Below are 24238 nucleotides of genomic sequence, written 5' to 3' on the forward strand. Positions count from 1 at the left end.
CGCAATGCCCAACGGCAGGCATCCACAAAAGGGCAATTTTTCGTCGATGCCCCTCTCGCCACATCTCAGACAACTCGAGGCGGAAAGCATTTACATCCTCCGAGAAGCAGTGGCCGAGTCCCAAAACCCTGCAATGTTGTATTCCATTGGAAAAGACAGCAGCGTGATGCTGCACCTAGCGCGCAAGGCGTTTTATCCCGGGGTGCCCCCGTTCCCCCTGCTACATGTAGACACCCGGTGGAAGTTTCAGGAGATGTACGACTTCCGGGACTGGATGGCTCGCGAAAGTGGGATGCAGCTGCTGACACACATCAACCCGGATGCCATTGAGAAAAACATCAATCCTTTTGACCATGGCTCGGCCCTTCACACCGACATTACCAAGACCGAGGCATTGAAGCAGTCACTCAACCAGCACCAGTTTGACGTGGTGTTTGGCGGGGCGCGACGAGACGAAGAACAATCTCGGGCCAAAGAACGTGTGTTCTCGTTTCGCACCGCCAATCATCAATGGGACCCTAAGAACCAACGCCCCGAGCTCTGGAATTTGTACAACACGCGCAAAACCTCCGGGGAAGGCATACGGGTGTTTCCACTGTCGAATTGGACCGAACTGGACGTCTGGCAATACATCCTCCACGAGGGGATCCCGGTTGTGCCGCTTTACTTTGCCACGCCACGCCCTGTCGTGGTGCGCCCAGGAATGATCATGCTGGTAGACGATGATCGCTGCCAGCTACTGCCTGGGGAGGAAATTCAAATACGTAAGGTGCGCTTTCGCACGCTGGGGTGCTACCCACTGACGGGCGCCATCGAGTCTGAAGCAGACACACTGGAAGACATCCTGTTGGAACTTATCAACACCCGCCAGTCCGAACGACAGGGCCGCAAGATTGACACCGACAGCGCGGGATCAATGGAAAAGAAGAAGCAGGAGGGTTACTTCTGATGGCACACACCACCCAATCGCAAACAGCCCCATACCCGGCACGCAATAGCGACACAACCCACCTAGGCGACTGGCTCGCACGGCAGGCAGAACAAGACACGCTACGTTTTATCACTTGCGGCAGCGTAGACGACGGCAAAAGTACCCTGATAGGGCGTCTTTTGTGGGAATCTCACCATATTTTTGACGACCAACTGGCTGCGGTAACTGCCGCTTCTAAACGGCATGGAACACAAGGCGACAACATTGACTTGGCGCTATTGCTAGACGGCCTGTCTGCCGAGCGGGAACAAGGCATCACCATCGACGTGGCCTACCGATTCTTCGGCACAGCACGGCGCAAGTTCATCGTGGCAGACACTCCAGGGCATGAGCAATACACCCGGAACATGGTGACTGGCGCCTCTACCGCCGACTTGGCGGTCATCCTGATCGATGCAAGAAAAGGCTTGCTGATGCAAACACGGCGGCACGCCCGCCTAGTTTCACTGATGGGCATTCGTCACATAACGTTGGCCATCAACAAGATGGATTTGGTAGGGTTTGACGCCAAAGTGTTTGAACGCATCGCACATGACTTTGGCACGCTGGCCGAAGGCCTGCAGTTTGGCACCGTGACAGCTATCCCAATCTCTGCATTGCAGGGCGACAACATCACCACCCGCTCTGCCCGAACACCCTGGTATAGCGGCCCCACACTCTTGGGATACCTGGAAACGGCGCAAATCCATCCAGCCACCGACCAGCGATTGGTATTTCCCGTGCAATACGTCAACCGGCCCCAGGCCGATTTCAGAGGCTTGAGCGGCACCGTTGCTAGTGGACGAATCGCTGTGGGGACCGCGGTCCGTGTTACGGCATCGGGCCAAACCGCGCAAATTAAACGCATCATTACCCCGGCCGGAGACGCCTCAGAAGCCTTGCCAGGAAGCTCCATCACCGTAGTGCTGGACAAAGAAGTGGATGCATCGCGCGGCGACATCCTTGCCAGCGCGGACGCGCCGCTTGAAATGACCGACCAGTTCACCGCAACCGTGATCTGGATGCATGAAGACAAAGGTATGGTGGGCCGAAACTACGAACTAAAACTGGCAGGCCAATGGTCAGGCGCATCGCTGACCAGCATCAAGCACCGCATCGACGTCAACACTGGCGCTCACGAATCGTGCCGACAACTCGGTCTGAACGACATTGCCGCATGCAATCTGGCCCTAAGCCGCCCAGTGGTGTTTGACGCCTACATCACATCGCACACGCTGGGTGCCTTTATTTTGGTAGACCGCTTCACCCAGGCCACCGTGGCCGCAGGCCTGATTACACACAACCTGCGCCGCGCAGACAACGTGCACCGGCAAGCCCTCAGCATCACTCTGCAAGACCGCGAGCGGCTAAACGGCCATAAAGGCAAAGTAATCTGGTTCACCGGTCTTTCTGGCTCTGGTAAATCCACCATTGCCAATGCGCTGGAAAAAGAACTGCATGCCCAAGGCAAACGTACCTACATTCTGGATGGCGACAACATTCGCCAAGGGTTGAACAGAGACTTGGGCTTTACCGATGCTGACCGGGTGGAGAACATCCGCCGCGTGGCAGAGGTGGCCAAACTCATGATGGATGCAGGCTTGATAGTGATGACTGCCTTCATTTCCCCTTTCCGCCAAGAGCGTGAAATGGCACGTGCACTCATCGGTAAGGAAAACTTTGTAGAGGTGTTTGTCGCGACCCCCCTCACGGAGTGCGAACGGCGTGATCCCAAAGGCCTCTACAAAAAGGCGCGGAATGGATTGCTGCCCAATATGACCGGAATCAGCAGCCCCTATGAACAGCCGAACAATCCATCCGTCGTGATCGAAACCGCTGCCAACGCTATTGACGGCATCGTCAAACAACTACTGCAGGAATTATCCAAGTGAGACTCTTTCAATTTTTGCAGCAATAAGTCCGCCCTGAACAATTCCGTTCTCAGCCCCAGACAGATCGGCGGTCACCGGGAGCGACGAGCAGTGCCGCGATGACCGCCTGCATCGTCAACCTGAATCGGGCGCATAGAAGCCGCAGCGCGGCCAGGATCAAGCGCAGGTTGTGCCCGGCACCGCACATCACCGCGTGCAGCGCATCGCCCAGCGCGCACTTGAGTTGATTGCGGGCGAGCCTCCCGTCGATCTTCATGTGCCCGATAGCCGACTCGATGGCGCTGTGCCTTTTGATCATGGCCTTGAGCGTTCGGGTGATGCCACGCTTTTGACCTGACATCAGAATGCGCACACCCTCAACCTTCACGCCACGGTAACCCTTGTCCACGATGGCCGTGGCCGGCGGCTTGTCCGTGCCGGTGAGGATGCCCAATTGCTCCAGCGTCTCGGCCAGCGTTTGGCTGTCATACGGATTGCCCGGCATGCTCCTCATGTCCACCACCAGGTTATCCCTGAGCGTGGTGGCGATGCTGACCTTCACGCCGAACTTATACGATGTCTTGCCCTTGCCCTTGCTGACGTATTCCACCTCAGGTGCATGCAATGCGTACAGCTTGTTCTGGTCTTTGGTGCGCTGGGTCAGGAAGCGGCCCTAAGAACCTGTTCAAGATCTTTTGAGCAGCAGAGCCAAGAATGCCAGATGGACGAACTGCAAGCTGGTGTTCAGCAACCTCTCGCAGTTCTTCCACAACCGCCTGTTCTTCTCCAACCAGGCAAAGCTGCGCTCCACCACCCAACGCTGGGGCATCACCTTGAACGTATGCAGTTCACTGCGCTTGGCGATCTGTGCCACGACGTGTCCGCCCAGAATGTCTTGGACGCCCTGGGCAAACGGCCGGCCCACATAGCCGCTGTCACACAACAGGGCTTGCACCCGGCTCAAAGCAGGTTTGCAGCGCTGCAGTGCCTGCAAAGCCCCTTTGCGGTCCGTCACCTCTGCCGTCGTCACCGCAACGGCGTGCGGCAGCCCTAGCGTGTCCACTGCAATATGGCGCTTGATTCCCGAGACTTTCTTGCCCGCGTCATAGCCCTTGCTGCCCGCCGTTTCCGTGTTCTTCACGCTCTGCGCGTCCACGATCAAGAACGTGCTTGAGGCGTTGCGCCCCAGTTTCTCTCGGGCCGCGCCAACCTGATTTTTTTAAAGCCTGCTCCAGCAGGCTGCCTCCCTCACGCGGCTCGCTCCAGATGGCAAAGTACGCATGCACCGTGCGCCACTTGGGAAAGTCACTGGGCAACGCCCGCCACTGGCAACCGGTGCGCAGCAAATAGAGCACTGCGCAGAACACCTCATACAGATCAACACTGCGTGGGCGCGTACTCTTGCGGGCACTCTCCAGCAAGGCACGGATGGGTTCAAATTGCTCGGGGCTAATGTCGCTGGGGTACTTGGCTCTCATGGAGCACGCAGCTTAGCTTCAGTCACAGTCAGCCTGCTATCAGTACCTCATCGGGAAAAGATTTTGAACAGGTTCTTACGGCTGAGCAGGTCCTGGACTTTGGCCTTGGCCACTTCAGGTAGCGCGTGCAGTTGGCTGTCGGTGGGGTGGCTAATGGCCTTGGGCATGACGGTGGTGTCCACTAGTCGCCTGCTGTGTGCTGAACTTCTGGATGACGCCGCCACGCCAGACCGCCTCGATGCTGGCCGCCAGCAGCGTCTCCACGCCTTCTTCTGCAATGCGCTTTCTCCAGCGCGTCAGGCTGGACGGGTTGATGGGCAGCTCGGTCTGCAGGTAGGTCTCGCCACAGAAGAACTGACAGTAGGGGTTCTCCACCCAGGTGTTGACCACGGCTTCGTCAGAGGCATCGAAGGTGTGCAGCAGGTACAGCAGCCCGACCACTAGGCGCGGCGCCAAGGCGGGTCGGCCGCGAGAGGACGAGAACGAGGCTGCAAAGGTGCGCTTGATCTCATCCCAGTCGATCAAATCGGCTAGCCGCACCTGCGGGTGCTTCATGTTGAGTTGCTCGTCCAGCCTCGGACGGAACAGCTCACCGGACTGCGGCTGTGAAGGCTTTGGCCCCAAGGAACTCCTGGATGAATTTGCAAAAAAAACGGTGCTGGCAAAACCATACCTTGCAAATCCCGCACCTATCAATGAACAGAACTAAGTTTCAGATCAAGTGCTTGCGCATTGCTCAGAGCGGACTATTTAGCCATACTGCGAAATGGCTAATTTTTCATTACCTTTCGCCTCGGGCTTTGAAAATTTTGTAGGCAGAGTGTTGAGAAATTTCCAGCGGATCAAAATTTTTCAAAATAAACTGATAAATCAGTGGGTGTGTATTTTTGAATCGCATTTCTTCACGTCCATCAAGAGGCCAGTCAAAAACAAACAAAAACCCAGGATCCGAAGCTTTAATACGCTCAATCTCTTGATTTTCAAATGTCTCGGAGCGAGAAAAAAGAGCATAAATTTCCCACATCGGCGATCTGCGCTCTAGCAAGGCATATGCGCCAGGCCAAAGTGGCGTAGCAACAAAATTTTGTCCATTTGGAGCATACTCCTCAGCGAGTTTTCGAAGTAGTGCGATATCACTCGATGTGCTAGGGTCAACCTTAAGCTGACTTCCTGAAATTTCAACAGATACGCATTGTTCGCTCGCAAGACAATACCATCCGGGGTGAAAGATATGCGTTACCCATAAGCTTGACCCGCAGAGCGCTATAGCGAGTGACCATTTGAGCCTTGCTGCGGAAAGGGATAGCAGAACGAAACTACCAACCAGCAGTGGAAAGACTCCCTGAGCAAGATGGCTAACATCAGACCGAGAGAAAGCATAGTGAGCGTAAGGGAGAGAAAGAAAAGCCGATGCGACCAACACAGGGGATACTGCTTCATTTTTGAATTTTTTGTAAATGACCCAAGATAAGGAAATTCCCGCATATACGATGGCTCCCATAAAAAAAATCCCAATCAATAATCCTCGAGCAGCCTCGCCATAAGAGAGTTTTGAGAATTTAACGGTCCACGGCCAGGGAATAGGTAGCGGTAAATTAGTTGCTTTGCGTTCGAACAAAAATAGGATGCTTTCCCAGAAAGTAGCGCCGAATCCGGGTATGAGAACCGCCATAAAAATGATAGGTGCAAAACCTATTACCACCCCGGCGCCCCAAAGCAAAATTGCTTTTACAAAACTAATATTTGACTGGTTTTTTATTGAGATCCATGCGATAACACCGACACTACCCAATGCTCCATAAATCCCATGATTTCGACCAAAAATAGCAATCAATCCTAAACCAACGCCCACAGAAAAATAGCTCTTTGAAATCGGATTTGAAATAAGATATGCAAGAATTCCAACAAGAAAAATAGAGATAGAAATGTCAAAAATTTTATGCCGAGGGAACATCCACGAAACTAGAGTGATGGCGACAAGAAGCGTGAAAACGATATCACTCTTGCATTTTATGCGCTGTGATTTTGTGATTAAAAACAAACCAGCAAACAGCCCCAAACCCTGGAAGGAAGTTAATATAGCCCTTAAACTCATGATGCCACTATCGCCAAAAAGACTTGCAAGCACGGCTGTCAAATAATATCGCCCTGGATCATAGGCCATAAAATCACGAATTGGAACTTCTCCTAGCAAAACACGCTGGACGCCATACCAAAGGAAGCCCTCGTCCCATAGGCTAAATCCTTTGCTTCCTTGCCAAATATATGAAAGAAAAACTACAAAACCGGATATCGTCAATGTGTAAAGCACGATATGGTTATTCTTTTGTACTACTTGGTTCATGCAGACAGCTCGCTGGAAAATATCATTTTAATCTGAAGGAGTCACCCGTTTTACTAGAGCGTGTTATGAACTTTACTCATTGAAGAGCAAAGCCGCGAGTAGAGTTTGCGCATGCCCCCAAGCCCTACCCAACAGACGTCAGCGATGAAGAATGGAGCTTCGCTGCCCCCTACCGGACCCTGATGGACCAGCACACTCCCCAGCAAGAGCACGATCTGCGGGAAGTCTTCAATGCCCTGCGCGGGCTGGAGGCGGGTTGCTTCGAGGCGATGGTCTCGGACCTGCGCTCCATCATTCGCGTAGCGCAGGGTCGCCAAGGTCAGCCCAGCGCCTTAGTGATGGATGGGCGCACGTTACAGTCGAGCTGCGAGAGCGGCCCGCGTGCGGGCTACGACGGCTGCAAGCGCAAGCACGGCAGCAAAGTCTACATGGCCGTGGACACGCTGGGCCACCTGCTGGCGGTGCATGTCACGCCAGCGGACGAGCAGAAGTGCGCCCAAGTGCAGCGCCTGTGCGAGGACATGCAGCAGGCCACGGGCCACACGGTGCAACTGGCCTGGGCTGACCAGGGTTACACGGGTGATGCTGCATCGAAGGCGGCGCAAGCAAACGGGATCGACCTGCAGATCGTGAGGTTGCCTGAGGCGAAGAAGGGCTTCGTGCTGCTGCCCCGACACTGGGTGGTAGAGCGCAGCTTCGGCTGCGCTGGCGAGATTTTGCAGGCTATCGCGGGACTACGAGCGACTGCCCGAAGTGCTCGGCGGGCTGCATTTCCTTGTCTTTGCGATGCTCATGTTGCCCGCCGCTGCACGGGCACTGGCCGGGACAGGAAGTTCATAACACGCTCTAGAGACGAACGCAGTTATCGGTCAAAACCAAATATCTATTTATCAAAATTGACACGTTCTGATTCAATCACCAACGGCATATTTCGGATCTTTGTATGTATGGAGCCGATGTACTCGCCTAACATGCCAATAAAAAAAGTTTGAACTGCGCCAAAGAAAAAAACACCGATCAAAACTGGAGCAATACCCAGTTGAAAAGATTCCCAAAATAAAAATTTTGCAACCAAAAAACTTATAGCAGTAAGCAAACTCAGAATTGACAACAAAAACCCACCCAAAGCCATCAATCTCAAGGGAACTTTCGAATGGTTCGTAATCCCCAACATCGCCATATCGTATAGCGTATAAAAATTATTACTGCTAATACCACGCTGCCGCCGTGGCTGCCGAAATGGTACGGTTGCAACAGGAAAACCTATCTCACACAAAAGCCCGCGAAAATATGGATACGGATCATCTATATTACGTAAAATATTAACAACAACCCGATCAAAAAGACCAGCCCCGGTAGCATTTTCGATCAGAGGCACCTCAGATATATTAGAAATTAATTTATAGTATATTTTTCTAATAAAAAACATCGAGGCTGATTCTTCACTCTCAGGCTTAACCGCCAAAACCGTCTTAAAACCTTCCTCCCATTTTTTCACGAATTCCGCGATCATTTCCGGAGGATCCTGCAGATCGGAAGCAATCAGGATACAGGCATCACCACGAGACTGAAGAATACCGTAATAAGGTGATTTAATATGACCAAAATTACGCGCATTTACAATTAGCTTTACACGCTTATCTCGAGCTGCTATATTTTTTATCTCTTTGACTGTACTGTCGGTTGATGCGTTGTCTATATAGATATGCTCATAATCGTACGGCAAATTTTCCATGACTGCAGCAATACGTAGATGCAGCTCAACCACATTTTCCCCTTCGTTATAACAAGGAGTAACAATACTTATCAGCTTTCTTTCAGCCACAACATCAATCATTTTTATAAACCCAGTAATTCATTAACAACCAGCTGAGCAGAACGCTTGAAGGAATACATAAAAACTGACCAGCATAGGGATTAAACAGAAAATATTCCTTCAAGAAAATAAGCAAAACTGCATTGATCGCATACAATAGCACATAGGCTACAATAAACCGGAATAAACAGCCCAATTCCCATGCTCATTAAATACCAATCGAGCAAAACTAAAGTAATTAAAAATCACCCCAACAATGGTCGCCACAAACAAAGCAATCAAATAGGGCGTACTAAAAAATAGCAACGCAGCATATACAGAGTATCCAAATACAGTATTCACAACGCTGGCACCCAGGAGTCTTATAATTTTTGGATCAGCGAGTCTCTCAAGAAGAAATAGATACTTCATTTCCCAAAAAAATCTCTTGGCAATCCTTGTAAAAAAATCTGCATTTCTTTCACAAGCCCTTCCAAAGAAGTCAAAGCAGGCTGATATCCAAAATTAGCGGCTCGAGTATTAAGCGAGTAGTAATATGGCTTATTACCCGTTGCATTCACACTGTTGCTTGCTTGCGTGATTTCATATTTCAAGCCAAATTCTCTTTCGAAGACTGTTAGCAAATTTGGTTTGTCCACCGGCGCTCGACTATAACAATCGACAGCCGCATTCGCAGCGGGCGAGCAGAGAAGTGCACTGATCAATTTATAAAAATCTGATGGATGAAGGTAGTCACGCACGATGTATTCGGATGAAATTTTCAAAACGACATTTTCACGAATAGCGCGCAGCATATCTGTAATCAGAAATCTCGCAGAGATATTTTGCGTACAGCTGAAATAATTAAAAACCCTGATATCAATAATTGGCAATTGAGGCAGCGCACGATGTCGGCATTCGGCGTGCAGTTTGGCAACGGCATACCAATCCGTCGGCTGCAGGTTATTAATTGCAATAACTGCCTTGGTGTTTTCATCCACTGGTACATCAAAGCTTGCGCCATAGGCGGCACCGCTGCTCAGAAAAAGATATCGGCACTCGGGGTGCTGCCGCACATAGTGCATCGCCATCTCATCGTATTTCAGGGTGATATCGAAAATCGATGCCCCCATTGCTGCGGCCTGGGCGGGGTTGCCTACACCGACGAAATTGAGGATGGCGTCAAAGTGCTCGTCCGCGCTGAAGGCCGTGAAATCGGCAAACGCATATCGCCCCACCAAACCACGGCTTGTCAGCCATTGCGATACGACTTCGGGACGACGGGCGTACAACACCAAGTCATGGCTGCTTTGCGCGGCAAATGACAGCACCAGGTCTGTGGCGATCTGGCTGGTGGCACCGAGTATGGCTAGGCGCATAGCTTAGCTCGCGGCGAGGAAGTCACGAATTTGGCGCTCAATCGTTAGACGATCCAGCCCATGTTCCTTTAACAAATACTCATAGGTGCCGCAGTGATGAGAGAAACGGTCGCGCACGCCAATTCGCAGTATGCGCACCGGAGCAAACTCAGATGCGATTTCTGTAATGACTGAGCCCAGGCCGCCCAGCACAGAATGTTCTTCCAACACAATGACGACACGACTCTTCGCGCAAATTCCTGTCACCTGCTGGGTATCAATGGGCTTGATGAAGGGCGCACTCCAGACAGTGGCGTCAGGGAAGCCTGCTGCGGCTATGTCGACCGCAGTACGTACAAGTGAGCCGGTCGCAATAAAGGCAATATCGCCAGCTGCTCCAGACCTAGCTTGTAGCAAATGACCAGCTTTCGCCTGCAGCGCGGCCATGTGCACATCGCCGCGATCGGACTTCCCCATGCGAAGATAGATTGAGGCCCTGGCCTTGTAGGCCATATCCATACAGACAGTCACTTCAAAACGGTCCGCCGGAGAATAAACCGATAAATCTGGGATCGCTCGTGTGCAGGCTAGATCCTCGGTCGATTGGTGGCTGGTACCAAGATGGCTGTAGACAAACCCGGCCCCATCGCCAATGAACACCACGGGAAGCTTGTCATGGGCGACATCAAGCTTAATTTGCTCAACTACGCGCACAGGGATGAAAGCGCTTAAGCCATAGACGAAGGGCCTAAAACCAGCGCGTGCCAGCCCCGCTGCCATTCCGACCATATTTTGTTCGGCAATACCGGCATTGATGTATTGCGCAGGGCATGCTTTACGAAAATCATCAAACAGGGCATAACCATGGTCGCCCGTCAGCAGCAAAACGTTGGGGTCAGCAGTTGCCAAGCGAACCAGCGCTTCGGAAAAAGCAGCCCTCATTTTGCACCCTCCTCCACAGCGGACAAGGCTTTTGCGTAGGTTTCTCTATCAAGCCGCGTGTAATGCCACATATTATTATGTTCCATGAACGGAACACCTTTGCCTTTTACGGTTTTGGCGATGAGAGCCTTAGGCGATTTCGAGTCGCTGGACCAGAGTTGGGATATCGCGGAGTCAATGGCCACCTCATCATGGCCATCGATGGTGACCGCTTCAAATCCAAAGCTTTCGAACTTGGCTTGGATCGATTCCAGTTTGAGCACCTCTTGCGTGCTGCCCATGGCCTGAAAGCCATTTTCGTCGACGATCACCATGAAATTCCTAAGTTCATGGTGTCCCGCAAACAGTGCCCCCTCCCAGATGGGCCCCTCATTGATCTCGCCATCCCCAACCAATGCGTAGGTTTTCTGATCAGTACCACGCAGCTTGGCCCCCATCGCCATGCCCACACCGACCGAGAAGCCATGCCCCAGCGAGCCGGAAGTCACCTCTAGACCAGCAATGCGTGAATCAGATAAACCTTTTAGATCGCTGCCATCGGCAAAATACGCCGAAAACGCGTCATCTTTAAGCCAACCCAATTCGCGCATGCACGCATATTGCGCCATGACTCCATGGCCTTTGCTAAGCACAAAATAGTCGCGACCTGCGGCCAGCGGATCATTTCCGGGGTATCGCAAATGATTTCTATACAAGACGGCAAGCAGTTCAATGATGGAGAACGCGCATCCAATGTGAACCGTAGAGCCGGCATAGGCCATGTCCAACACGGTCTTGCGCAGCACTCGGGCATCGAAAGTTTTGGCGTGTGAAATCATCGCAGGCAACACTTAAAAATTCACGCCGAGATATGACTCGATCTTCTGAGCCGCAAACTCCAACATTTCTCGTGTCAACGCTGGCTGCACTCCAATCCAGAAAGTATTGTTCATCACATTGTCGGTATTGGTCAGATCCCCACTGACACGGTAGTTGGCCCCGACCATGTAGGGCTGGCGCGTCAGGTTACCCGCGAACAGAAGACGTGTGCCAACCTTGTTTTGATCTAGATAGGTCAACAAGTCCAGACGAGACACCGGGCAATTCTCCTTCAGAGTGATCGGGAAGCCGAACCATGAGGGATCGGAGTGCTCGGTCGGCTCCGGCAGGTTTACAAATTCTTCGCAGTCCTTCAGCCGTTCTTTCAGGAAGGCAAAGTTGTCCTTGCGAGCCTGAATGAATTGCGCCGCCTTGTCCAACTGAGCCAAGCCACAAGCAGCCTGCATGTCGGTGATTTTGAGGTTGTAGCCCAAATGACTGTATGTGTACTTGTGGTCGTAACCGAATGGCAGATCGCCCAGTTGTTGGCAAAAACGTTTGCCGCAAGTATTGTCTTTGCCCGGCTGGCAATAACAGTCACGACCCCAGTCGCGAAAGCTCTCGGCAATCGTTTTGAGTTCGTCGCTGTTGGTGAACACCGCACCACCTTCACCCATGGTGATGTGATGCGCCGGGTAGAAGCTTAAAGTTCCGATGTCGCCGAAGGTGCCGACCATCTGACCGCGGTAGGTTGTGCCTAGTGCGTCGCAGCAGTCTTCAACCAACCACAAGTTGTATTTTTTGCACAAGGCGGTGACCACGTCCAGGTTGAACGGGTTGCCTAGGCTGTGCGCCAGCATGATGGCCTTGGTCTTGGGGCCAATAGCGGCTTCGATCTTGCTGGCATCAACGTTGTGGGTGAGCCTGTCCACATCGACAAACACCGGTACCGCACCAAATTGCAGGATCGGGTTGACGGTGGTGGGAAATCCAGCCGCCACACCGATGACTTCGTCACCTTTTTGGATAGCACGCTCGCCCAACTTGGGCGAGGTCAGAGTATTGAAGGCCACTAAATTGGCTGAAGAGCCCGAGTTGACTGTAATCAGGTGCTTGATGCCGATGAAGGCTGCGAGTTTCTTCTCAAACGCGGCATTGAAACGGCCGGTGGTCAGCCAGCCGTCGAGCGAAGCGTCAACCATATTCTTAAGCTCGGTGGCGTCGAGAGACTTGCCAGAAGGTGGAACTATGGTCACTCCGGGAAAGAATGCTTCCGGGGCAAGGGCAATCGCAGCGTATTCTTCGACCAGTTTAGAAATTTGGTCGCGGATGGCTTGGGTTTTGACGTTTTTCATGGGTTGAAATCTGCTGATTTAAACAGCTGCCGAGTATTCTTTTATCTGATGCAAGCAAACGGCTCGCATATCTTGGTCGTGATGGTGGGCCTTGTGCCAAGTCGTGATCGCCTGAAGAGCTTGGCCCAAGTTCCAACGGGGGCTCCAACCCAGTGCAGTACGTGCTTTTGAGCAGTCCAGCTTTAGGTAGCGAGCCTCATGCGGATGCGCGCCCTCATCAAGCTGCCAAGATGCACCTGCACCCCATTGCTGCGTAAGCTGCTCAACGATCCATTGCACGGGCTTGACGTCTTCTTCAGCGGGACCAAAGTTAAAGGCTTCGGCAAAGGCCGGGCCTTGGATATACAACTTTGCAGCAAGTGCCAGATAACCGCTTACAGGCTCCAATACATGCTGCCAAGGGCGTGTCGCGTGGGGGTTGCGAATGTTGACAGGCAAGCCGGCCTGGATGGCTCGCAAGATGTCTGGAATCAGCCGATCGTCGGCCCAATCGCCGCCGCCAATCACGTTGCCGGCTCTAGCCGTTGCCAAGGCCACAGGGTGCTGACTGGCGTTGAAGAACGAATTGCGGTAGGCCGCCGTAATTAACTCAGCGCAGCCTTTACTGCTGCTGTAGGGGTCAAAGCCGCCCATGGGCTCGTTTTCACGATAGCCCCATATCCACTCTTTGTTTTCATAGCATTTGTCGGTCGTGACGTTGACAACGGCACGCACCGAAGGCGTCTGCCGTACGGCCTCAAGCAGATGCACCGTGCCCATGACATTGGTGGAATAGGTTTCGACCGGGTCAACGTATGAGCGCCGTACCAGAGGCTGAGCAGCCATGTGGATTACGATTTCCGGAGCCGCTTGGCGCATGGCATCGGCCAACATGGCACCTTCACGGATATCGCCAATGATGGAAGTCATGCCTTGCGCGACGTGCGCTACGTCATACAAGCTGGGGGTGGTAGGTGGCGCCAGCGCGTAGCCTGTCACCTCAGCGCGGAGTTGCTGAAGCCAGAGGCTCATCCAACTTCCTTTAAAACCAGTGTGTCCTGTGAGGAACACTTTCTTACCGTACCAAAATGAGGGGTTCATGCCCATACCTTCCAGGGGGCCTTGCCGGATTGCCAGAGCTCCTCGAGATGGGTTTTGTCTCGCAAAGTATCCATAGGCTGCCAGAATCCTTCGTGCTTATAGGCTTTTAGCTGGTTAGATTCAGCGAGTCTCTCCAAAGGTTCACGCTCCCAGATCGTCTCGTCATTGGCAATGAGAGCAATCACCTTGGGCGACAGCACGAAGAAGCCCCCATTAATCATGCCGCCATCACCTTTGGGTTTTTCCTTGAATGAGGTCACGTTCAAGTCCTGGTGTATGTCGAGCGCACCAAACCGCCCAGGTGGGTAGGTGGCGGTGAGGGTGGCTTGCAGGCCGTGAGCGCGGTGAAAATCAATAAGCTGCTTTATGTTGACATCGCTAACGCCATCACCATAGGTGAAGCAGAAGTCTTCATCGTCCTCGAGATAAGGTGCCACGCGCTTTAGGCGCCCCCCAGTCATGGTGTCCTCTCCAGTGTCCACCAAGGTCACGCGCCAAGGCTCAGCGTTTCGTTGATGTACTTCCATGCTGTTCTTGCTCATATCAAAGGTGACATCTGACATGTGCAAAAAGTAGTTAGCAAAATACTCTTTGATTACATATCCTTTGTAACCACAGCAGATAATAAATTCAGTGATTCCATGGTGAGAATATGTCTTCAATATATGCCACAAGATTGGCTTCCCACCGATCTCGATCATGGGTTTTGGGCGAACGGAAGTCTCCTCAGAAATACGCGTCCCTAATCCACCAGCAAGTATGACCGCCTTCATAAAAAATCCTTTCCACCCTCTTGATTTCGAGCAAATATCACAAACAAAGATACCATCCCAAACATAATGGATGGAAATGTATAACGAACCTCACCTGTTCCCGAAATAATAAAAAAAGGTAAGAGATATGCCATAGACGCGGCAAATGAATAAACAGAAAGAGCTTTATTTTTTTGTGAAATATTTTTTCCAAAAACTCCAACCACAAATACAAATACAAATACACCCAAAAAGAACAACCAAGGCTTCCCGATGACCACCAACGAACCGAGCTTTATATAATGCAAAACCAAATCTGTTAAATAGTTATCTTTAAATTTAATAGAGAAGTTGTTTTCATCAATTTTCCCAAAATGCGTTGGCTCAAAAGTTTCATGATTTTTCGCGCCAATTATTTCGGAAAACACATCCCATCGATAATTTAAGTATGCAAAAGGCTCGTTGAAAATTGCAGCAACCCAAGCCTTAAATATATCAGCATGGGAATACCCCGAAGGATACAGCTTAACCAAATTTCCAAGCGACGAATTTCGATTCTGAATCTCAACTGCGCCCAATGAACTATAAATTTTATCAATATCCGAAATTTTTGCCTTCTCTGAAACTCCACCCGCAGCAGTATCAATCGGGACGAGCGAATTTCTACTCCACGCCGAAACTCCAATCAAATCGTAAGACATTATTGCATACGCAAGATTATTGGGTTGCAACTTCTCCATCGATGGGAATCTATAATTATTAACAACCCCAGCCACAACAACGGTCACAAGCGTGATGCCAACGAAGGCGCTCAATTTAGACAGCATATTTTTATCTGCAAAATACACCTTAATCCAAAAGACTGTCAAAACGGCCGTTGCAGTAATTGCATTGAATCGTATTGTCGCCGAAAGCACAATCAGCAAAAGTGATATCCAAATTCCATTTCCAATCAACTTACCAGGACTTCTTGTATAGTCAGCAAATATGATAGCAAGCGAAGCTGCCATTATTGAAGCGAGGGTCACGTCCTTCCACAATACCAACATCGCCCCCATAACAGTGGGCATCGCCACGAAGAAAATCAATGAAATTGCAGTCTGCAAAATAGAGGCACCCACTGCCAAGAGAATTGCATTAAGCGAAAATAACAGTAAATAATTTTGCGCAAAAATCATTACCGTTGGCCCATGTCCTAATATATCGAAAAATCGCAACACATAGACCGGCCCAGGAGGATATATTCCTCCTACGACTTGAGTTCGCGCCTCTTCCAGCATGCGAATACTGTCATAAGACATAAAGCCAGGGTAGCAAAAAATCAACAGCAGCACACTGAAAACAATGGGCAGTATATGATAATTAATTAAATTATTATGCTTTATCATGATGCAGTATATTTTATAAAAACCAAATTTCGCCAAACGAAATTTTTGCCTTTAATTAGGAGATCAGGAACTACTGATACACCTCGCCTGAACAACGCGCGTATGGTGACTCCATAACGCCCCCGCCAAGTTAGGCATCAAACGTTAAAGGTTAAATGTGGGGTTCTTGATGCTAAATGCAGCCAAGACATGAGTCGAACAATGATGAATGCTGGATTCGCCTTGGATGGGAGCACAACCGTGATCGGAGCTGAAGTTGCGCTATTGGATACGGCTTAATCGACAGAGGCTGATTCGGGTGATCGGTCGGTGTACACCACGTGCCCTTGAGGCTCTCACGCACAACGCGATACAACATCAGGCGCGTGAAATCAATACTGGAATGGACCTTGATGCGCACGGGCAATCGGTAAAACATGTAAGCACCCTGGGCCTCTGGCTTGAGCACTTTCAAATACCGATTAATATCAGCCTGTAACTTATATCGCCTCACCATTTCGGCTACCTTCATCTATTGTAGATTCATGAAAAGCATCGATCTACCACCCATTAGATACCCCGCCCAGCAATGGCATGCCCAGCGGGGCTTGTGAAGCAAGCAAGCTAAAAAAAGTTTTAGAGTTCTCCGAATATCATTTATACAAAACTTCCAGAAAATAACCCTCAAACCTGTGGAGAATGCATTTTAACTCGCATCTCAGAAATCCATTTATCGCAGCACTTGTATTCTTCAGAATGGAGCAACTCCATTCTATCTCGATTATCCACAAAGGCAAGCGTATGATTTCTATCAACGCTATGCACATAGTCTCCAATATATTTATTCATATCAAGCGCCGCCCAATCCGAGTTCTCTCGCGTGAAAATCTGAAGAGTCATATAATAATCCTCCATGAATTTTTGATTTTCATGATAAACAATTTTATGCCGATCAATTTTTGATAAATCAAGCATGAAACTGTGGAGCGGCGCATTATTCAACCCAACAAATTCATCGTATGAGTGGCCATATTCAAATATACGTTCCCTACTTACGATAACACCTTCAAGAGATTTATAATTTGCGGCATATACTCGCCCAAAAGATACGGCTTTTCCCGTTTTATTCATCCTGGAGAGCAACCATTTATAGGCCGTTGAAAAAAGCAAGTCATCATAATCGAGGAATGCCGCATAACGTGTTTTAACTGCCATAAGTCCCTCATTGAGCAGCTTGGAGCGTAAATCACCATTTCCATTGTCAGAGGAGAATGGCAAGATGATCGGCTCCACGTTATTTGCCCAGGGTACGCAATTGAGCAGCTTTTCTAACTGGCTATACTGAAGCTCGTTCAGGTCTTGTGTCGCGACAAGAGGGGTTACTTTGCAGTCCTGCATTGCGGCAAGACAATAAAGTGCATTGCTAAGAAGCTGTATGTCACCAGATTTATGAAATCGGATTACCGTCGTCACCTCTGCCATTGAGCTATCTTTGACGGAAGATGCATTCGTCACAAAGCAATGGGCATCGGTTCGAACACGAAAGTTTTTATACCCTACTAATTTACCATTTTTTGATATCAAACTAATAGCGGAATAATAGGCATTTTCAGAAGACGTAGAGCCACTTTCAGTCAACTCAGGGATTTCAGTTCGATCATCATAAGTATTGGAAAGAATTACGGAGGTAGGACAAGCTAATGCAGTTTTGAGCATTTTTTCCAGCACATCAACTCCGAAAAGCACCGCACGCCTAAACTCAATAATAAAATCTGCATCGCCAGGATCTCCAACATATGAAGAAGGACACTCTTCAATACAATCTTTACGATCAAAAGAGATTTTGCAAATTTTGAAAACCGTTGAGCTATTAAGGCATCTGAAAAACCGCGACCTCAGTTGCTTGTCATTTTTAAACTGCAATGCAATGGATTCTGGAATTGAAATATGCAATACAAGATTTTGGGGTATCTCAGCATTAACATTCAACTCCTGAGAGAGTGAAATCCCAGAGAGTGCACGCCCTACAGAATTAAGATATGAAAATCCATATCGTGAGTCGGGTTCCAAATGAGCCCCTTCCGCCCACTCATTCCATGCATTGACAATAATAAACCGCCTGTCCTCAGGCAAGGTATTTTTCGAATAGTCAATCGCACGATTCAACCACTGCGCGAAACAGGCGGGTGTGCTGCCATGAAGTAGAAAGGCCTCTCGGCCATATCTGGCGGTGTTATCCCACATTGGTACCAACGAGCGGAAGTAAGTGAAAGGTTTCTCTTCCACTTGCTGACTATAAAAATCAGCCACGCCATGATATGGAAGAATGCTTCCATTTACAGGCTCATACTGACTAAGTTGGTTCTTGATATCGGAAACTGCTCCATTCGTCCAATCGTGCAAAACCCGCTCTACGCCAGCATCCATGGCGAAATCGTGGGGATTTGTCGCACCTCTGGTAAGCACAGCCACAATGTAGGGTTTATCGATACCAGCCGCCCGACATTCTTCTTCCCAAATCCTTTGGTACATTTGCGAATCCACGATAGAAGAAGGCCTGTAGACAAATAATACGGGCCGGTTATCAATTCGAATGTATCTAGAATCCTTGAAAAAGGGCAGCAAGTATTGAATGAAATCCTTTGCATCTTCACTCGAATAGTTCTGCTGAAGCAAAATCTCCTTCTCATTACCATCCCACCGCCGCGTCCAATTTTCATTAGCCCAACAAAAACAAAATGGCATATCAACATCTGGATTTGCCAAAAGTATCTGAGCGGGTTTCTCCAGAATTAGCTTACCGGAAAACCAATAATGATAGAATATTTGACCGGCAACACCGGCTTTGTACATCATTTCCGCTTGCTTTTGCAGAATATCTGGACCATCGATGAGGTAGTAACCCAAATCTGGATGGGGTATATGCTGCTGATAATGCCCAGCAAACAGTGGATTTGATGCCCGTACTTTGGTCCATTCCGTAAATCCCTCGCCATGCCAAAGATCATTCTCCGGAGTCGGGTGAAACTGGGGTAAATAATAGGAAAGTATTTTTATATCGCTATTTTTCTTTACCAAAGAATAGTCGCGTTGATCCTCGTAATGTAGAAAATCATGAATAGAGTCCCCCTTATGGAGTCTCATAAATTTTCCCGGATACGCATTCGCAAAAACAAACAGCAAACGTTCAAGCGCATGGGCCAAAGTGCCGTCAGGCCTTATCGGTTCCAGAGGAAAATCATCCCAAGTCAATGGCAGATTGAGAAAATCTTTGATGCATGTTCCGCGGGCCCAGAACATAAAGCCCTCTGGAAAATCAATTAGAGGGTAATCTTCAATCTGCAGTTGAGTGTATTTTTCCAATAAAATCTTCGCAACATCATAATTGGCAGCCCATCCCATACCATCCTTCAGGATGCCAAGGCCACCCTCTGGAAAAACAATTTTTGCTGAGGTTAATAGTTTTTCGAAAATTTTTGCAACGCGTCCTCCACTACTTCCGGGAGTGCCAAGCAAATTATCAAAAAGCTCCGTCCGCCAAGATAATAGCGTGTGGCTGTGAAGACTCTTTTTAGTATGAAAGTGTCCCACGATCTCATATTTACTCAATTGCGCACCAAACTTAATGATGAACGGAGCAATATCACGACCTCTATTTGGCACAGACTCAATAAATATTTGACCAGCAAAGGGCAAATTTTTTCTTAGAATCAATTCAATCCCATCACGATCCACATTATCCTGAACAGATACAAAAAGATCGTAATAATATTTTATATTAGCCAAATACGAAACCATCTCACCCAACAAATCCACATAAAAAATATGTAGATGGATGCCTATTTTTGGGCTATTGAGGGATGCAGAAGGTTTTACATCCGATCCCGGATCAATATAAAAGGGCTCTATGTTTATAGAACGAGGTCGACCGGCAGCAGCGCCCAAAAAAGGGACTCCTGAATTTAGCGGTTCAAAGGCCTTGAGCGTTTGACGGAAAAATCCCCTGATACCTTCATTGCTTATAACACTGATACTAAGTCGAATGGTGGCATTTAAGCCCCCATTTCTCTCGACAATATCCGGAAGCACTTTTACGGTTCGTATTATTTTGTGAGATGCACTGAGAACATACCTTAGGGGAGCAGTCAATTGCCAGCTCTTACTTTTATAAAGGCTAGAAATTGTCTCCTGCAGGGCACTTATCTCATTATTCAAATTTTCTGGCGAAATGCTTAACGTAGATATCTGCTCATCTCGTTCAATAACAGATTGCATCAACTTAGCTATCTGCTCATCACGTGCTATTGCAGACTGCGTCAACTTAACTATCTGCTCATCACGTTCAATTGCAGATTGAGTCAGCGTAGAGATTTGCTCTTCACAATTTTCAATGAGATTATTTCGCTCATGAAGGACTTTTTTTAATGCAGATAACTCTGTCTTTTCTTTGAGTACCCGATCGCTCAATTTGTCGCACAACTGCAATATAGGTCGGACACGCTCTATCTCTTTTTTCCAGCGCTGAATACAATCCGAAGCTCGCAGTTCTTTAATCGATATCCGCTCATTCGACACATCTACTAGAACAGAATAAATTTCGCGAACCAATAGTGAGGCTGCCTCATTCGCTTGTAGATCAACGTTCGAAAATTTCGAGTGCCGCAATTTCTCATCTAAAAAATCATTGCAATAAATTGCTAATTTCTCAGAATCTAGAGGAGTGCCAAGCCAACTTGCCAGTCGGTGGAGCTGCCCTTCGGGGTCGGACATGAGTTGGTCATAGTCAAGCAGGATAAGTGGCCGCATCCCCACATTTGCGAGGCCCGAAACCATATGCTCCGCCCATAGAAAAAAAGATTTTTCTGGGTCAAAGCTATCCCTGCGCGCTAGCGAGTTCGCCACGCTGACAGGGTTTCGAATGGCCAAAATGTACCGCACATCAAAATCCCCAGTGATGAAAACTTTCTCCCAAAAAGGAAGCAATACAGCGGTACGTGGATCCTTTAAACTGAAGTATTCAAATTCATTGATTTTTGAATGCAGTAAATCGGTGGCCCTGGATAAGTAGCCACGATCGCACAAATTATCAACATCAATTGCTTGAATTGGGTCAAGACTATGCCAACTACGGCCAATGATCTCGAGCATCTCGGCATTCAGTGCGACAAAATCAATATCTTCCCAGTATCCCTTGTCATTGATACCTTCAGCCGGTGGTTCAAGATGATCGCCCAGGGCGACACCCAAAGTCTGTAGACCTCTGGCAATTGCACTGGTCCCACTGCGGTGCATTCCAAGCACGATAACCAACTGCGGCTTTCCCTTTTGCATATTTATAGGATTTTTCATATTCAATTTTCTTCAATCATGACACGCGGCGAACAAGAGAAATCAATGAATCCAGTTGCCAAATCATCTGATTCAGAAAGTACGCGAAACATTGCTACATCAATCAGCCGATGCAAGTAAGTTTCACTTCCATTTAAATCTCCTACCACACCAGCGTTGAGGAAATAAACCCCTTTATTAATCCGACAAGAAAACTCGAAACTCACCAAAAATACGGTGCCCGAAGTCACATAGGGAAGACTGGTGCGATTGGATGCTGCTGACGCCGCCCCTCCGATTTCAATACCATTTGTCGTCTTGATCATCATCCCAAACCTGACATTGCTAGCGGGGCGTTCAAATCGCACACGGTAGCGGTAGTAATAGGTATTACCCCTTGTCAGGTTGTTAACACGCTCTCCAGTGCTCGTATAGATGGCCGGATCTTCAATGGTTGCGCCATAAGACTCATACGCAATGGTACTAACTGGTTTAAGAGCAAGGTCATAACTATCGGGCAGCTCGGCAGGCTCCATCTTAGAAATAGTGGGAAGCACGATGGGCTCAGCATTCGTCAGACTTACCAAATTAACCTGCTGATTGGCAGCTTCTAGCCGAATTTCAGCACGGATAGCATCGCGCTTATCGTTGGGCGCATAAAGTAGCTTTTGATAACGCCCAACAATTTTCTTAGGCGAGCCAGTGGCAAGGCGCTCTCCCGCATCAAGCAGAATGGCACGGTCGCACAACTCGACAACAGTGCCACCGGAATGCGACACAAACAGGATGGTGGCCCCAGCAGAGCGAATCGCTTCAATCTTGGAGAAGCACTTTCTCTGAAAAAGCTCATCTCCCACCGACAGCGCTTCATCAACTACCAAAATTTGCGGATCTACGTTGATTGCAACCGCAAATGCCAGACGCACGACCATGCCGCTGGAATATGCCTTGACTGGCTGATCGATGAACGAGCCAATATCGGCAAATTCTGTAATTGCGTCGAAGCGACTGTCAATTTCGCTACGGCTTAGCCCCAATACTGCACCGTTAAGATATACATTTTCACGCCCAGTAAACTCGGGATTGAAACCAGACCCCAATTCCAGCAAGGCAGCAATGCGACCATTGGTAGAAACGGTTCCAGTGGACGGGGATAAAGTCCCGCAAATTATTTGCAGTAAGGTAGATTTACCACTGCCGTTCCGACCAACAATTCCGACCGTCTCGCCTTTCTTAATCTCAAAGCCTATATCACGCAACGCCCAAAACTCACGAAAATATTTCTTAGCAGGCTTTCCAAGCGATCTATACAAATGCGGCAGAACAAATTGCTTCAGCCGATCGCGTGGTTGCTCATAAATCTCAAAGCACTTACTGAGACCTTCAACTTTAATTGCAACTTCAGAGGACATCAGAAAATCCATTCCTAGTCTTTTGAAACCAGAAAAAACCCAAGAAGGCAATTACAGATGCTAAAACCCACCCAATACTCAACACCGTAAAATCAGGTGCCTTCCCCCAAAACAAAATATCTCGCACCTGCTCAATTGCTGCAGTTAATGGATTTATATAAAGAATGTGGCGATATCGCTCAGGCAATGAAGCCAGAGGATAAAAAATAGGACTCATAAACATCAGCACTGCCGTCAAGACGCCGATAAACTGTGACACATCACGCAAAAACACCCCCAGCGACGCCAAAGCCCAACTCAATCCCATTGTAAAAAAGCCCAATGGAATTATGATGAGAGGCAAATAAAATACAGTTAAATGGGGGATTCCAAAGAATATAAAATAAGCCGTAAACCAAACAGCCAGACTTATGAGCGCATGATAAAGTGAAGAGAGAAAAACCACGAACGGTAGTATTTCCAGCGGAAACACTACTTTCTTAACATAATTTGGATTTGACAATATAATGCTTGGTGCAGCATTAATACATTCCGCAAATAGATTGAAAATTATTAGACCAGCAAACAAAGCCAAGGCAAATTCTGTTTTCGAATCGCTCCCCGGGTTCCATCGCGCTTTAAATACTTCGCTAAATACAAAGGTATAGACTACCAACATAAATAGCGGATTAAAAAACGACCACAGAATACCGAGTACAGAGCCACGATATCGCCCTATTACCTGACGCTTCGTAGAGACTTGAATAAGTTCGCGATTACGCCAAAGACTGGCGAACATTTCAAACGGACTGGCAGAGAACTGGCGCATTAGAAGAACACCTCCGCCAGGCTCAAAGCCAGCCCCTGCGCATCCTTGGCCGATAGCAGCGGCTGCGCACCCTGTAGGCGCCAGTCAATGGCCAGCGCGGGATCGTTCCACGCAATGCAGCGCTCAAACTGCGGCGCGTAGTAGTCCGTGGTCTTGTACAGAAACTCCGCCATCTCGCTGAGCACCACAAACCCGTGCGCAAAGCCCGGTGGCACCCACAGTTGGCGGTGGTTGTCTTCGCTCAGCTCCTCTGCCACCCATTGGCCAAAGGTGGGCGAGCTTTTGCGAATGTCCACCGCCACATCCAACACGGCCCCGCGCACCACGCGCACCAGCTTGCCTTGGGGTTGCTGGATCTGGTAGTGCAAGCCGCGCAGCACCCCCTTGGCGCTGCGGCTGTGGTTGTCTTGCACAAATTCGTGCTGGGTTCCCGTGGCTTCGTTGAAGGCTTTTTGGTTGAAGCTTTCAAAGAAAAAACCACGGGCGTCTCCGAACACTTTGGGTTCGATCAACACAACGTCGGGAATGGCGAGGCGGGTGGCTTTCATGGGCAATGGCGTTGGATGCAAATAACGGTAGG

17 protein-coding genes and 3 pseudogenes are annotated in these 24238 nt (G+C 49.1%); 3 read left to right on the top strand and 17 right to left on the bottom strand.

The features are described from left to right. The first annotated feature begins 46 nt into the window (after positions 1-46). Complete coding sequence (gene cysD, locus EAG14_RS17675) at positions 47-949, top strand: sulfate adenylyltransferase subunit CysD (RefSeq protein ID WP_240457073.1); 903 nt, start codon at positions 47-49, stop codon at positions 947-949. Beyond that, complete coding sequence (cysN, locus tag EAG14_RS17680; RefSeq protein WP_121729662.1) at positions 949-2862, top strand: sulfate adenylyltransferase subunit CysN; 1914 nt, start codon at positions 949-951, stop codon at positions 2860-2862. Before cysD ends, cysN begins: the two co-directional genes overlap by 1 nt. Positions 2863-2911: 49 nt before the next feature. Here the strand turns inward: cysN and EAG14_RS17685 are convergent. The 4 genes and pseudogenes from EAG14_RS17685 to EAG14_RS17700 form a co-directional block, all read right to left on the bottom strand. Next, positions 2912-3514 (bottom strand): annotated as a pseudogene (locus tag EAG14_RS17685) (transposase); the annotation flags it as partial. A 12-nt stretch (positions 3515-3526) separates the two neighbouring features. Then, a protein-coding gene (locus EAG14_RS17690; protein WP_371414354.1) for an IS5 family transposase occupies positions 3527-4319 on the bottom strand; the annotation gives its coding sequence in 2 pieces (ribosomal slippage) (positions 3527-4060 and positions 4062-4319; 792 coding nt in all). 128 nt (positions 4320-4447) lie between these two features. Beyond that, positions 4448-4943, bottom strand: a pseudogene (locus EAG14_RS17695) (transposase); the annotation flags it as partial. Between the two features lie 157 nt (positions 4944-5100). Next, positions 5101-6663, bottom strand: a complete 1563-nt coding sequence (locus EAG14_RS17700; protein WP_121729663.1) for a hypothetical protein — start codon at positions 6661-6663, stop codon at positions 5101-5103. Between the two features lie 110 nt (positions 6664-6773). Between EAG14_RS17700 and EAG14_RS17705 the strand changes: the two are divergent. Further along, positions 6774-7503 (top strand): annotated as a pseudogene (locus tag EAG14_RS17705) (transposase); the annotation flags it as partial. A 43-nt stretch (positions 7504-7546) separates the two neighbouring features. Here the strand turns inward: EAG14_RS17705 and EAG14_RS17710 are convergent. The 13 genes from EAG14_RS17710 to rfbC form a co-directional block, all read right to left on the bottom strand. Then, the gene (locus EAG14_RS17710) at positions 7547-8500 is read right to left on the bottom strand and encodes a glycosyltransferase family 2 protein (protein ID WP_121729664.1); all 954 of its coding nucleotides are present in this window, start codon (positions 8498-8500) and stop codon (positions 7547-7549) included. 147 nt (positions 8501-8647) lie between these two features. Beyond that, positions 8648-8890: a GtrA family protein gene (locus EAG14_RS23785; RefSeq protein WP_121729665.1), complete on the bottom strand. Its 243-nt coding sequence runs from the start codon at positions 8888-8890 to the stop codon at positions 8648-8650. After that, the gene (locus EAG14_RS17720; RefSeq protein WP_121729666.1) at positions 8887-9837 is read right to left on the bottom strand and encodes an NAD(P)-dependent oxidoreductase; all 951 of its coding nucleotides are present in this window, start codon (positions 9835-9837) and stop codon (positions 8887-8889) included. The genes EAG14_RS23785 and EAG14_RS17720 overlap by 4 nt, the downstream gene beginning before the upstream one ends. A gap of 3 nt (positions 9838-9840) precedes the next feature. Then, positions 9841-10758 (bottom strand): transketolase family protein, encoded by a 918-nt coding sequence (locus tag EAG14_RS17725; protein ID WP_121729667.1) that lies wholly within the window; start codon positions 10756-10758, stop codon positions 9841-9843. After that, positions 10755-11576 carry a transketolase gene (locus tag EAG14_RS17730; RefSeq protein WP_121729668.1) on the bottom strand — a complete coding sequence of 274 codons (822 nt, stop codon included), beginning with the start codon at positions 11574-11576 and terminating at the stop codon, positions 10755-10757. The genes EAG14_RS17725 and EAG14_RS17730 overlap by 4 nt, the downstream gene beginning before the upstream one ends. 12 nt (positions 11577-11588) lie before the next feature. Further along, positions 11589-12911 (bottom strand): lipopolysaccharide biosynthesis protein RfbH, encoded by a 1323-nt coding sequence (gene rfbH, locus EAG14_RS17735; RefSeq protein WP_121729669.1) that lies wholly within the window; start codon positions 12909-12911, stop codon positions 11589-11591. 18 nt (positions 12912-12929) lie between these two features. Next, the gene (rfbG, locus tag EAG14_RS17740; protein ID WP_205603424.1) at positions 12930-13991 is read right to left on the bottom strand and encodes a CDP-glucose 4,6-dehydratase; all 1062 of its coding nucleotides are present in this window, start codon (positions 13989-13991) and stop codon (positions 12930-12932) included. Continuing rightward, positions 13988-14764, bottom strand: coding sequence for a glucose-1-phosphate cytidylyltransferase (rfbF, locus tag EAG14_RS17745; RefSeq protein WP_121729671.1), 777 nt, complete (start codon positions 14762-14764; stop codon positions 13988-13990). Before rfbF ends, rfbG begins: the two co-directional genes overlap by 4 nt. Continuing rightward, positions 14761-16044 (bottom strand): hypothetical protein, encoded by a 1284-nt coding sequence (locus tag EAG14_RS22925; protein ID WP_162996031.1) that lies wholly within the window; start codon positions 16042-16044, stop codon positions 14761-14763. Before EAG14_RS22925 ends, rfbF begins: the two co-directional genes overlap by 4 nt. 750 nt (positions 16045-16794) lie before the next feature. Beyond that, positions 16795-21459 carry a glycoside hydrolase family 99-like domain-containing protein gene (locus tag EAG14_RS17750; protein WP_121729672.1) on the bottom strand — a complete coding sequence of 1555 codons (4665 nt, stop codon included), beginning with the start codon at positions 21457-21459 and terminating at the stop codon, positions 16795-16797. A 2-nt stretch (positions 21460-21461) separates the two neighbouring features. Continuing rightward, positions 21462-22850 (bottom strand): ABC transporter ATP-binding protein, encoded by a 1389-nt coding sequence (locus EAG14_RS17755; protein ID WP_121729673.1) that lies wholly within the window; start codon positions 22848-22850, stop codon positions 21462-21464. After that, positions 22840-23658 (bottom strand): ABC transporter permease, encoded by an 819-nt coding sequence (locus tag EAG14_RS17760; protein ID WP_121729674.1) that lies wholly within the window; start codon positions 23656-23658, stop codon positions 22840-22842. Before EAG14_RS17760 ends, EAG14_RS17755 begins: the two co-directional genes overlap by 11 nt. Beyond that, entirely contained in the window at positions 23658-24206 is a 549-nt protein-coding gene (rfbC, locus tag EAG14_RS17765) for a dTDP-4-dehydrorhamnose 3,5-epimerase (protein ID WP_121729675.1), read from the bottom strand. The genes EAG14_RS17760 and rfbC overlap by 1 nt, the downstream gene beginning before the upstream one ends. Between the last annotated feature and the right edge of the window lie 32 nt (positions 24207-24238).

The sequence above is a fragment of the Acidovorax sp. 1608163 genome (assembly GCF_003669015.1).
Classification (GTDB): domain Bacteria; phylum Pseudomonadota; class Gammaproteobacteria; order Burkholderiales; family Burkholderiaceae_C; genus Acidovorax.